10 protein-coding genes and 2 pseudogenes are annotated in these 12,373 nt (G+C 52.3%); 6 read left to right on the top strand and 6 right to left on the bottom strand.

Features of this window, described 5'->3' with window-relative positions; translation table 11 throughout:
* Positions 1-88: 88 nt before the first annotated feature.
* Together asr and NNO04_RS18430 are read right to left on the bottom strand one after the other, a co-directional pair.
* Positions 89-418 carry an acid resistance repetitive basic protein Asr gene (asr, locus tag NNO04_RS18435; RefSeq protein ID WP_271445910.1) on the bottom strand — a complete coding sequence of 110 codons (330 nt, stop codon included), beginning with the start codon at positions 416-418 and terminating at the stop codon, positions 89-91.
* Positions 419-612: 194 nt separating this feature from the next.
* Positions 613-2,100, bottom strand: coding sequence for a carboxypeptidase M32 (locus NNO04_RS18430; protein ID WP_271445909.1), 1,488 nt, complete (start codon positions 2,098-2,100; stop codon positions 613-615).
* Between NNO04_RS18430 and NNO04_RS22910 the strand changes: the two genes are divergently transcribed.
* Positions 2,099-2,323, top strand: coding sequence for a KPN_01571 family protein (locus tag NNO04_RS22910; protein ID WP_442870748.1), 225 nt, complete (start codon positions 2,099-2,101; stop codon positions 2,321-2,323). The genes NNO04_RS18430 and NNO04_RS22910 overlap by 2 nt on opposite strands.
* Positions 2,324-2,399: 76 nt before the next feature.
* On the opposite strand, the gene NNO04_RS18425 is transcribed toward NNO04_RS22910, so the two are convergent.
* On the bottom strand, positions 2,400-3,653 hold the full coding sequence (locus NNO04_RS18425; RefSeq protein WP_271445908.1) for an MFS transporter: 1,254 nt from the start codon (positions 3,651-3,653) through the stop codon (positions 2,400-2,402).
* Positions 3,654-3,872: 219 nt separating this feature from the next.
* Here NNO04_RS18425 and NNO04_RS18420 point away from each other — a divergent pair, with 219 nt between their 5' ends.
* From NNO04_RS18420 to bioD, 3 genes are all read left to right on the top strand, one after another.
* Entirely contained in the window at positions 3,873-4,772 is a 900-nt protein-coding gene (locus NNO04_RS18420) for a LysR family transcriptional regulator (protein ID WP_271445907.1), read from the top strand.
* A gap of 128 nt (positions 4,773-4,900) precedes the next feature.
* Positions 4,901-6,121 carry a sugar metabolism global transcriptional regulator Mlc gene (mlc, locus tag NNO04_RS18415; protein WP_271445906.1) on the top strand — a complete coding sequence of 407 codons (1,221 nt, stop codon included), beginning with the start codon at positions 4,901-4,903 and terminating at the stop codon, positions 6,119-6,121.
* 125 nt (positions 6,122-6,246) lie between these two features.
* A complete protein-coding gene (gene bioD, locus NNO04_RS18410; RefSeq protein ID WP_271445905.1) occupies positions 6,247-6,942 on the top strand; it encodes a dethiobiotin synthase in 696 nt (231 codons plus the stop codon).
* Here bioD and NNO04_RS18405 read toward each other — a convergent pair.
* The 3 genes and pseudogenes from NNO04_RS18405 to NNO04_RS18395 form a co-directional block, all read right to left on the bottom strand.
* Positions 6,898-7,146: pseudogene (locus tag NNO04_RS18405) on the bottom strand (voltage-gated ClC-type chloride channel ClcB); the annotation flags it as partial. The gene bioD and the pseudogene NNO04_RS18405 sit on opposite strands and share 45 nt — an antisense overlap.
* A 59-nt stretch (positions 7,147-7,205) precedes the next feature.
* Positions 7,206-7,820 carry a Tat proofreading chaperone DmsD gene (dmsD, locus tag NNO04_RS18400; protein WP_271445904.1) on the bottom strand — a complete coding sequence of 205 codons (615 nt, stop codon included), beginning with the start codon at positions 7,818-7,820 and terminating at the stop codon, positions 7,206-7,208.
* Between the two features lie 210 nt (positions 7,821-8,030).
* Positions 8,031-9,056: pseudogene (locus NNO04_RS18395) on the bottom strand (molybdopterin dinucleotide binding domain-containing protein); the annotation flags it as partial.
* Positions 9,057-9,122: 66 nt separating this feature from the next.
* Between NNO04_RS18395 and NNO04_RS18390 the strand changes: the two are divergent.
* Positions 9,123-10,715: a site-specific integrase gene (locus NNO04_RS18390; RefSeq protein ID WP_164091697.1), complete on the top strand. Its 1,593-nt coding sequence runs from the start codon at positions 9,123-9,125 to the stop codon at positions 10,713-10,715.
* 453 nt (positions 10,716-11,168) lie between these two features.
* Positions 11,169-11,885, top strand: coding sequence for an HNH endonuclease (locus NNO04_RS18385; protein WP_052686864.1), 717 nt, complete (start codon positions 11,169-11,171; stop codon positions 11,883-11,885).
* Positions 11,886-12,373 lie beyond the last annotated feature (488 nt).

Raw genomic sequence — 12,373 nt, 5'->3', positions numbered from 1 at the left:
GGTACCCTCCAGAAGAACGGCGCTAAATCAGAACAATTTAGCGCCGTGTGTCATGGCGCGGGGGAGCGCCATTGAACCTGACGGAGTCTTACGCAGCAGGCTGAGCTGCGGGTTTAGCCGCTTCGTGTTTTACCGGTTTTTTGGTGTATTTTTTAGCCGCCTGCGCTTTCTGCTCAGGGGCTTTTTGTTCTACTGCCGGTTTGGCTGCGGTTTTTTTTGTGTGCTTTTTAGCGGCCTGCGCTTTCTGTTCTGGCGCTTTCTGGGTCGCGGCTTTGTGATGTTTTTTGTGATGGGTGGTAGTCGCGGAAGCCGATTTGGTGACCGCTGGAGCGGTAGTGGATGTGGTGGTTTCGCCAGCAAATGCAGCAGAAGACAGACCCATAGCAGCGGCAACAACCAGAGCTAATACTTTTTTCATTTTAATACCCTCGAATTGGTTTTTCATTCAACCCCACTGCGGGGCCGTTGAAATAACTATATCGCTGTAAATTCAGGGCTTCCGTGAGTCATTGGTATCGGCGTGTAACGATATGTACAAGCTGGCAGGGGGCTGTTTTTGAGAGGGAAAAAGCCCGATAAGCTTGCGCCATCGGGCCATGTTTTTGGGCGGGGTTATGACAAATAACGCGCTTCAAGGTGTTCGCGGAAGTACCGGCTACTGAGGGGTTCTCCGGTTGCCTGCGTAATGAGCTGCGCGGTGGTGTACCGACTCCCGTGTTGCCAGATATTTTGCCGCAACCAGTCGAACAGGGCGGTTAAGTTGCCCTCGGCGATATGTGCGTTCAGCTCTGGTAACGCCCGGCTTGCGGCGCTGAACAGCTGCGCGGCGTACATCGCGCCCAGCGTATAGGATGGGAAGTAGCCAAATCCGCCATCGGTCCAGTGAATATCCTGCATACAACCGTCGCGGTAATTACCGTCAGTCGACAGTCCTAACCAGGCCTGCATTTTCTCATTCCACAGCGCCGGTATGTCGTCAACGTCAATATCGCCGTTGATCAGTGCCCGCTCAATTTCATAGCGTAAAATCACGTGCGCAGGGTAGCTAACTTCATCGGCATCCACACGGATGAATCCAGGTTTCACCTGCTGATTCCAGGCCATAAAGTTCGCCTCATCAAAGGCGGCTTGATCGCCAAAGTGACGTTTAACCGCTGGGATCAGGTGCTTCAGGAATCCCTGGCTGCGACCCAGTTGCATTTCAAAAAACAGACTCTGGGACTCATGAATAGCAGTAGAACGCGCGAGCGCGATGGGCTGGCCTGGCCAGTTACGCGGCAGGTTTTGTTCATAACGCGCGTGTCCCGTCTCGTGGATGACGCCAAACAGTGCGCTGAGAAGTTCGTTTTCATCGTAACGTGTGGTGATCCGCACATCTTCCGGTACGCCGCCACAGAAGGGATGGGCGCTGATATCCAGACGTCCACCGTTGAAATCAAAACCCAGTAACGCCATCGTTTCCAGTCCCAGTTCGCGCTGAACCGAGGTTGGGAAAGGTCCCACCGGTGCAATAAGCTGGCGCTCAGATTGTTTGGCGACGGCTTTATTCAGTAGATCGGGAAGCCAGCTTTTCACATCGGCAAACAGCACGTCCAGTTGCGCGCTGGTCATATCCGGTTCAAAGACATCCAGTAGCGCATCGTAGGGCGTGCAGCCCCTGGCTTGCGCGCGTAACCGCGCCTCTTCCCGACTGTATTTCACCACTTCTTTGAGATTGTGTGAAAACCCTTGCCAGTCATTTGCCGGACGTTGGCTGCGCCAGGCGTGTTCACAGCGACTTCCCGCCAGTGATTTAGCCTCAACCAGCGACTCAGGCAGCAGTGACGCCTGATGATGCAGGCGTGTCATCTCACGAAGGTTTGCGCGTTCAATCTCGTCGAGATCTTCCTGTTCGGCCGCGGCAATCCACTGCGCCACCGTAGGGTCGGTGATGATTTGATGTTCCAGAACACTCAGTTCCGCCAGCGCTTCGCCTCTGGCGTGACTGCCTCCCGGAGGCATCATGGCAAACATATCCCAACTGGCGATGGCAGAGAGATGGGAAAATCGGGATAAACGCAAAAAGGTGCGGGTGAGTTGTTGATAGTTTTTATTGTCCATGTATCCTCTTCGGCGGAACGTGCGGGTCATGACTCCTACCATAATAGGGTGTTTTGCTTACCGGTACATTTTTTTAGTCTGCGAAGCGGTAGAATCGCCCACGAAAATAAAAACAAACACATACAGCATTATGAATCCGATCTATTGGGTTGTATTTGCTCTTCTGGCACTGGACGCCATCAGGGAAATGGTGGGGGCATCCTCCATTTTGGGAATGTGGTAGTTGGTTGTTAGTCGAGACAGAAAGAATACCCGGGCATGGCGTTTTACACCTTGCGGGATGCCCGGGTTTCTTATCTTCAGGCGTGTAGTCGATGGTGTAAGCGTGCGCCGACCAGAATCGCCAGCACCAGCATCAGCGCAATAAACCCGCCAACCCCGTTCCAGCCGTAGTCATGCCAGAATATGCCGCCGAGCGTCCCGGCAACGCTAGATCCTACATAATAACTAAAGAGATAAAGCGACGATGCCTGACCTTTCGCCCGCCGCGCGCGCGGGCCTATCCAACTGCTCGCGACAGAGTGTGCGGCAAAAAATCCGGCAGAAAAAAGCAGCATACCGGCAAAGATCAGCCATAAAGAGGTGAACAGCGTCATTAACAGCCCCACCAGCATCACCCCCGTCGAAAACAGCATCACCGGACCACGACCATAGCGAGTGGTCATGGCACCCGCTTTTGGCGAGCTCCAGGTTCCCGTCAGGTAAGCAACAGAGAGCAGTCCTACCACGGCCTGGCTCAGTTCCCAGGGGGAGAGCATCAGCCGGTAGCCAATATAGTTAAACAGTGTCACGAATGACCCCATCAACAAAAAACCCTCGGCGAACAGTAACGGCAAACCCCGGTCACGCCAGTGCAGACGAAAGTTGATAAACAGCGTTTTAGACCGTAGCGAGGAGGGACGGAAATGACGAGACTCCGGCAATATTTTCCAGAACATTAATGCTGAGGCGAGCGCAAAACAGCCAATCGCCGCCAGTGCGATTCGCCAGTTGAAAAAATCGGTAAAGACTCCGCTGATCAAGCGTCCGCTCATTCCGCCAATGGAGTTGCCACTGATGTACAGCCCCATAGAAAACGCGACAAAACTGGGGTGAATTTCTTCGCTCAAATAGGTCATCCCCACCGCAGCAACACCGCTCAGCGACAACCCAATCAAGGCCCGCATGATCAGAATGCCATGCCAGCTGGTCATCATGGTTGACAGTAGCGTACAGCAGGAGGCGAGAAGCAGGGCGGTCACCATCACCGGCTTGCGGCCGATGGCATCGGAAAGTGGGCCGGTAAACAGTAAACCAATAGCCAGCATTGCGGTTGAAATGGAAAGAGAAATACTGCTGTTGGCTGGCGATACGCCAAACTCATGGGATAGAACAGGCAAAATAGGCTGTACGCAATAGAGTAGGGCGAATGTCGCCAGTCCGGCAGAAAACAGCGCCAGGGTGACGCGCATAAACGGCGAGGTGCCGCGTTTTATAAATTGATTTGGCTGGGAAATAGTCTGTTCATCAACATCGCTTGCCGGGGCGGTATCGACAATAGTTGTACGGCTCACGTGAAATCCTTGCTTAGCATCCCCGTAGTTTAGGTGACGGGGATGACCACCTGAAAATCTGATTCATAAAGCGATTTTCGCGCCATTTCGGGCTGGGAATGTGTCCACCCCCTTTCCAGACTGGCCGCAACAATAACGGCTGAAGAATCAGACTTAAGAGTAGGAAAATCAAAATATTCTGTCTAATATATTAATAGTCTCAAATAATACTTTTAAAATATGAATATTGAATTGCGTCACTTACGCTATTTTGTGGCGGTTGCGGAAGAACTGCATTTTGGTCGCGCCGCCGCACGTCTTAATATTTCGCAACCGCCGCTGAGCCAACAGATTCAAATCCTTGAGCAGCAGGTTGGGGCACGGCTGTTGGCGCGGACCAATCGCAGCGTGGCGTTGACGGCTGCCGGAAGGCAGTTTTTAGCCGACAGTCGGCAGATACTGGGACTGGTCAATGAGGCCGCGGCGCGGGCGGAACGTCTGCATCAGGGAGAGGCGGGCGAATTACGCATCGGGTTCACCTCCTCGGCACCCTTTATTAAAGCCGTCTCCGATACCCTTTCCGGGTTTCGCCAGGATTTTCCAGATATACACATGCAGACCCGCGAAATGAATACCCGTGAGCAGATTGCACCGTTGAGCGAAGGGGCGCTGGATATGGGATTGCTGCGCAATACGCTGCTTCCGGATACGCTCAACCGGGAGGTGATACTGCATGAACCGTTGATGGCGATGATCCCTCGCGAGCATCGACTGGCGCAAAAGCCGGTGGTGACGCTGGTTGAGATGGCGAAGGAGCCGTTTGTCTTTTTTGATCCCCACGTTGGGACGGGTCTGTATGACGATATCCTTGGGCTGATGCGTCGCTATAACCTGACGCCGGTCATTACCCAGGAAGTTGGGGAAGCCATGACCATCATAGGGCTGGTGGCGGCGGGGCTGGGCGTTTCGATTCTTCCCGCCTCCTTTAAACGCGTGCAGATCGATGAAATGTGCTGGATACCGATCGCTGAAGCCGACGCTGTTTCGGAAATGTGGCTGGTCTGGCCAAAACACCATGAACAAAGTCATGCCGCGCAACGCTTTCGCCATCAGCTGTTATCCGCAGTAAGCCGTGCTTAATTTAGTTTAAAAAGCAGTGAAAATGTGCAGTAAATCACACGGCTACGCAAAAATTTGACGGCGAGTGTTGAACTCCTTCACCATAGCCTACAGATTATTTCGGAGCGCGAAAATAAAGGGAGTAAGCGGTGGTTGCTGATAGTCAGCCTGGGCATATCGATCAAATCAAGCAGACCAACGCAGGCGCGGTTTATCGCCTGATTGATCAGCTGGGGCCGGTATCGCGTATTGATCTTTCTCGCCTGGCACAATTGGCGCCTGCCAGTATTACCAAAATTGTCCGCGAAATGCTTGAAGCGCATTTAGTGCAGGAACTGGAGATCAAAGAAGCGGGTAGCCGCGGTCGTCCTGCTGTTGGGCTGATGGTGGAAACCGAAGCCTGGCACTATTTATCTATCCGCATCAGTCGCGGGGAGATTTTCCTTGCCTTGCGCGATCTGAGCAGCAAACTGGTTGTGGAGGAGTGTCTTGAACTTCCCCTTATCGCCGACCTTCCGCTGCTTGATCGTATCATCACGCTGGTCGATCAGTTTTTTATCCGCCATCAACAACAACTTGAACGGTTAACCTCTATCGCCGTCACCCTGCCGGGCATTATTGATACTGAGAATGGCATCGTCCACCGAATGCCGTTTTATGACGATGTCAAAGAGATGGCGCTAGGGGAAACGCTGGCGCAACATACCGGTGTGCCGGTTTATATTCAGCATGATATCAGCGCATGGACGATGGCCGAGGCGCTTTTCGGCGCCTCACGCGGTGCGCGCGATGTCATTCAGGTGGTGATTGATCACAACGTGGGGGCGGGCGTCATCACCGATGGCCATTTGCTTCACGCGGGGAGCAGTAGCCTGGTCGAGATCGGTCATACGCAGGTGGATCCCTACGGCAAACGCTGTTATTGCGGTAATCACGGCTGCCTGGAAACCATTGCCAGCGTGGACAGTGTCCTTGAGCTTGCGCAATTACGCCTCAATCAGTCGATGAGTTCTACGCTGCATGGTCAGCCATTAACGGTGGATTCGCTGTGTCAGGCTGCCCTCGAAGGGGATTTACTGGCGAAAGACATCATCAGCGGTGTCGGAAGCCATGTGGGACGTATTCTGGCCATCATGGTGAATCTCTTTAACCCGCAAAAAATCCTGATCGGTTCTCCCTTAAGCAAAGCGGCGGATATTCTTTTTCCCGCCATTGCTGACAGCATTCGCCAGCAAGCACTCCCGGCATACAGTAAGCACATTGCCGTCGAGAGCACGCAGTTTTCAAATCAGGGGACGATGGCGGGCGCAGCACTGGTAAAAGACGCGATGTATAACGGCTCTTTGTTGATTCGTCTATTACAGGGTTAACATTTTTTCACTGTCGTACGAAAAATTGCGCTATCTCAAGCCGATCCCCCTTGTCATACCTTAGACTTTCTCCGCTATGTTATTTTCCTGGCTTATATTTTTGAAGCATAACGGTGGAGTTAGTGATGCTGAAGCGTTTCTTTATTACAGGTACAGACACTTCTGTTGGGAAGACAGTGGTTTCCCGCGCATTACTACAAGCGTTAGCGTCAGGGGGTAAAACTGTCGCGGGTTACAAACCGGTCGCCAAAGGAAGCAAAGAGACACCCGAAGGGTTGCGCAACAAAGATGCGTTGGTGCTGCAGAGTGTCTCATCTCTTGAGTTGCCTTATGAGGCGATCAACCCTATTGCGTTAAGCGAAGATGAAAGTAGCGTGGCGCACAGTGGTCCTATCAATTACACCTTGCTGTCCAATGGTCTGGCGAGTCTGAGCGAGAAGGTGGATCACATCGTTGTGGAAGGTACTGGCGGATGGCGGAGTCTGATGAATGATCTTCGTCCATTATCCGAATGGGTTGTGCAGGAGCAACTTCCGGTACTGATGGTCGTGGGGATCCAGGAAGGCTGCATCAATCATGCGCTGTTGACGGCTCAGGCCATTGCCAACGATGGACTTCCTTTGATGGGGTGGGTTGCCAACCGTATCAACCCAGGTCTTGCGCATTATGCAGAAATCATTGATGTTCTGGGTAAAAAAATCCCTGCACCTTTGATCGGTGAACTGCCTTATCTGCCTCGCGCAGAGCAGCGTGAGCTTGGGCAGTACATCCGTATGTCAATGCTTGGCAGCGTGCTGTCGGTAGATAGAGTCGTGGCGTAGCGTTCGCGATAACACTGGCGCGATCACGCAGGCAATCAGCAGTCCGGGGAGTCAACGATATTCCCCGGTCATCTCACAAATCATCAGCGTCGCCAATCCCGTTAATTCCAGCAGACGTGTTCTTTCGTCCGGACCAGAAAGCCAGATCCCCCGCCGACCGCCAAACAGCATACTGACAGACCTACGCACGAACGGGGAGTAAACACACTGCCAGCGCGCCGGGATCGCAACTGGCAAGCATGCCCAGACTGTTTCCAGGTAACTTATCGGAACAGCGGTTTTACCGCGACGGGGATCAACAACTGTGACTGCCAGCTGGCTAACGTATGCTGCGCCAGTTGACCCAATGCCTGGTAAAAGGGATGGTTGGCATTCTCAACGAAAACGTCCAGAAAACGGGTTGACCAGGGTAGCAGATGCCAGGCCAGAAGCTGTTCGCATTCTGTGTGGCGATCATTCTCTGCGAGCCATGCGGCCAGAAGCAGAAGAGAACCAAAATGATCTTCGGGTTCATTTTGCTGCATCTCAAACTGAATGCCGTTGTCACGCATCCACTGGCGTAATGCCAGCGTAGAGTCGCCAAAGAGCACGCTTTCTCTGTCTAACCAGACAGAGCCCCAGGGCGGTGAGGGCAGCGCCCACGGGCCAACAAATAATCTCTGCCAGGCCTCAGACAGCGATTCATCGCTCTTTACCTGAAAGGTGGTTACCAGTGGCGTTAACAGCGTCGGTGAAAGCGGCCACTGTTCCTGCCAGCCTTCTGTGGTTAATGCGTGGACCAACGGGGCTGCTTCGCTACTTTCGGGGGCGTAGTAAAACAGGGCGCCAAGCACCCGCGCCGCCATTGAGAACTCGTTAGATTGTGAAAATGAGATCATGCAAAACATCCTAAAAGGTGCGGATTTCCCGCACGAGTTTATTAACCTGTAACTGCCATACCGAGCGTCTTAAATCGTGTGAGCCAGTAACCGCAATTTAGCCAGGGTTTTGGGCATTTTAGCGGGAATCACTGGCCACGACCAGAATTTGCCCTCCAGACAGAAACTGAACGCGCCGCTGAAACGCCAGCGGCGACTCAGTGACGGGACTCAGACTTTTTCTATTTCCACCAGATTGGTGTGCTGTGGATTCCCTTTTGCCAACGGTGAAGGGCGCTGCGTGGTCAACGTGTTGACGCAGGCGCCACGGTCGATTTTATCGCCTGACATATCGGCATCATGCCAGGCGCCCTGACCCATGGCACTGACGCCAGGCAGAATGCGCGGCGTAACTTTCGCGGGAATACGAAGTTCGCCACGGTCATTAAACACGCGCACCATATCGCCGTTGGCGATGCCGCGTTGTTGGGCGTCTATCGGATTGATCCATACCTCTTGTCGACAGGATGCTTTCAGGACGTCAATGTTTCCGTAGCTGGAGTGGGTTCTGGACTTATAGTGAAAACCAAAGAGTTGAAGCGGGAATGAACTACGTTTGGGGTCGTCCCACCCTTCGAATGTGGAGGCATAAATCGGCAGAGGGCTGATGACATCGCCTTTTTCCAGCTCCCAGGTATTGGCAATGGTTGCCAGCCTGCTGGAGTAGATTTCAATTTTTCCCGAAGGGGTTTTGAGCGGGTTCGCCAGCGGATCTTCGCGAAATTTTTTATAGGCGACGAAATGGCCATTCGGGTCTTTACGTTTATAAATACCCATTTTCTTTAATTCGTCGTACGCGGGAAGCGCCGGATCTTTTTCCAGCATTTTGGCATACAAATATTGCAGCCACTGTTCCTGTGTTCGCCCTTCGGTGAATCGCTGATGAATATCCGGGCCAAGGCGCTTTGCCACTTCGCTCATAATCCAGTAGATCGGCTTGCGTTCAAATTTAGGCGCGGTGGTCGGTTGGATAAAAATTAAATACCCCATATTACCGGCGGAGTCGTTGGGAATAATGTCCTCCTGCTCGACGGTCATCAGGTCTGGTAGCAGGATATCGGCATACTTCGCCGAAGAGGTCATGAAGTTCTCTATCACGACGATCATTTCGCATTTCGATTCATCCTGCAAAATCTCATGCGTTTTATTGATATCCGAGTGTTGGTTGATGATGGTGTTGCCGGCATAGTTCCAGATAGACTCCATTGTCAGACGGATGGATGGACTTGAAGTAGTTGACTCAATGCTACTTAAGGTCCTGATATGACTGACATTAATCATGATAATACTGTGTATTCATCCAGTTCTTTCTCTGGGTCTCCCTATCTGTATCAGCAAGTCTACACCTCAAGTCCTGACACAAGGCTGACACAAATCAATCTACTCGGCGTAGCTAAGCCTCAGTTAGTCCGTAGAGCCAATGGTCGATATACTATCCGCTTCAGACTCAAGGGACAGACCACACCGTTTCTTTCAGTATCGACCCGCAGCACACACAGGAGAGTAGCCAAAATGCGTCAGAGAGAGCTTGCAGCCACAGCTAAGGCCTTCATGTTGGATAGACCTGAAGTCTCGCTACAGGAGCTTACGGACCACCTCCGGTCTATGGCTGAGCAGTTCCTGACAGACGCTAGTGATGACTACTGGAATGGACTTGAGGTCGCTACTCTGGTGGACGAGAAGTCGAACCTGAAGGAGCTAGCAGCTACGCAGGCTCTGAGTCTGGACCAGCAGAAGGGCATAAGGTTAGCGCTTGAAGTCCTGACCGCAGCACAGCAGAGGGTAGACACTGGTGATACCTCTGGCCTGATTGATATTGTGATGAATAACCCTACGGATTACTCAACTATATGCGACTCTATGGCAATTCTGAGTAACGAGCAGGGAGTCAGCCCAGAAGTATTCACGCAGGAGCGCCAACCTGAGGTCGCTATCTGTAGTTTTTCTGAGCTTGTGTCCTCACTGCTGGCTGAGAAGGTCCAGACCCTGAAGTCCTCCAGCTACAAGGACCTCTCGTCCTCACTAAATACTGTCTCCCGGTTCCTGCCTGAAGACATGGACCTGATGTCTCGCTCTGAGTGGCTGGCTGTCAGGGACGCTATGCTGGCTTCTGAGGTGAGACCATCGACAATCAACAAGCTGCTGACCAAAGCGAAGATGTGTCTCGATTATGGCCTGATGAATGGGCAACTTGAGGGCCGCAACCCTATTGAACGGATGAAGCTGACCAAGGATATCGACTCCAAGCGTAGAGCATTCACTGACGAGGAGCTGGAGAGACTTCTTGTCCGGGTAGAGGCTGAGTATCAGTTCACACGACATACCGCTCACACGACCTCTGAGGCTCGCAGGTGGGCGACTCTGGTCTCTGTGGTCACTGGTGCTCGGTCTGCTGAGGTCTGCCACCTGACTAAACGTGACATTGTAACCTTGGACAATGGACTGGTCTGTATCGACATTAATGAAGATGGGGACGGGAAGTCCGTAAAGAACAAGCATTCAGTCCGACTTGTACCGCTGACCGATGGCGCTTATGGGTTTGACCTGACGTCCTTCCTGTCGTGGGTAGACGCTCAGCCTGATGATGGTCCTCTCTTCGGGATGACACCGAGCGCCTACTCTAACTGGTTTAACTCAAGGGTCCTGACTGAGGCCCTGCCAGACGCTGATAACGTCTCGCTTCATAGTCTGAGGCATTGGCTGGCGACCCGTATGAAAGAGCGTGGAGTCAATCTGGTGGACGCTCAAGGCATCTTAGGTCATAGCTCGCAGTCAATCACTTACGACCTGTACGGGAAGGGACACGCGGTAGGACGTCTGGCTGATGCGCTGGCTGTAGCGTTGTCGACCCCGTAGTCCTTGAGTGGGCGGTAAGCGATGGGTCGTTAAGGTGGGCGACCCTTAGTCCCTAGCGGTAAGCTCACTTTTCAGCTTTTCATTTTCTGCTGATAACCGCCAGTTGTTCCATTCCAGCTTTTCTATTCTTTTTGTCTGGGACCATATATGCCCAAGTAACGCTAGCAGGATGACACCCAGCCCAATTATTGTCGCCATGTTGAACTCGCTTAGTGTTTGAAATAAAAGTCATCTTAGGTCTCTCTACATGATTTATATGCTTTTGTCAAGGGAATCTATAAGGAGGGGCTTAACTATCACAGTAGGATGGATTACATCCTCACTATCAGGAGATTAACGTTAGCTGCTCGCCAGCTCACAGCCTCGCCTCTGGTCCTTTGCGGAGCGTCCATGCGGGAAGTCTTCCACACTTAATCTAATCACATCGTTAACCTTTCCACGGAGGGACATCACATGTCTAAACGCTACGAGTCCGACACTTTCCGCACTCGCCTGTACGACTATCTAACTTTCGACTCAACCATACCGGAGCTACTCCGAGTTAAGAAACCTTACGGCAAATCCAGGCGTGCAACCGGAGAGCCTGTGAGTTTCGCTGTAAGTGAGCAAGGCTACGCCAATGTGAATGTACTGGGTAAGACCTATCGTCGCTCCAGAGTCATCTACAGCCTGTGTAAAGGCCGCATCCCTGACGGGTACGTGGTAGACCACATCGACGGTAATCGTCTCAATGACCATCCTGACAACCTACGGGTCTGCACGTATCAGGAGAACCGATGGAACGCAGATAGTCACGGCGGTAAGCGTCAGAACTATTTGCCTAAGGGCATTAGCTACTACGCCAAAGCTGACCAATATCGGGCTATGCTTCGTCTTAGCGGTCGACACTACACGCGGTTGTCGCCTTCAGTCTCCGACCTGATTCTCTTCCTTCAGGAGCTGCGTCAAGAACATCACAAGGAGTTTGCTTTTGATGGTTGGACCGAGTGGACGGAGAAGGACCAGAAGGCTGCGGACATCAAGTACCAGACTGGACCTGTCCTCGGTAAGGTATTGACTGGCGGTAAGCCAGCTCACGTCCGACTAAACCGCGCTACTGGTCAAATGTACAGGCAAACAGCCGATGGTAAGCGACATTCGGTAGCTGAGTCTGACCTTATTCAACTGTGAGTCATTAGGCTGAGAGCGGCGCCTGCTCTGGCCTGTAATAAACTCTCACTAGTAGGAAGAACGGGCAGACACTGAGACCAGACCAACCAGCGATGGGGGTAGGGGGGCAGACCAATAGATGCCGACTTAAGGTTAGACTTAAGTTAAGACCTAAGGAGGCAGACTGAAGTTAGTACCTTAGGCTCATCCAAAGTCATTATTATGATTGTGGTAACACAATTCCTATTACTACCTACAGTCCAGACTTCAAGCATCGGGACCCTGTATACATTGGGTCGTTGCTTGCGGTTGGGTATGTATGTATGACCAGTGGTAGGGCTTAACTATCACTGTTAGAAAGATTACACCCTCACTATCGGGAGACCATACATTCCGCCTCTGGTCTTGATGCGTCAAGTTATGCGGAAGCTCTCCCGACATTAAGTCTTTCTCCATACCAAGGCTAGCAAGACAGCCTCTGTCAGACTCCCAGCCCGTTAGCGTTCTCG

Source organism: Citrobacter sp. Awk 4, assembly GCF_028069725.1.
In the GTDB taxonomy this organism is placed as follows: Bacteria; Pseudomonadota; Gammaproteobacteria; order Enterobacterales; family Enterobacteriaceae; genus Citrobacter_D.
The sequence above is the reverse complement of the archived record's forward strand: the minus strand, read 5'-3'. Positions and strand labels throughout refer to the sequence as shown.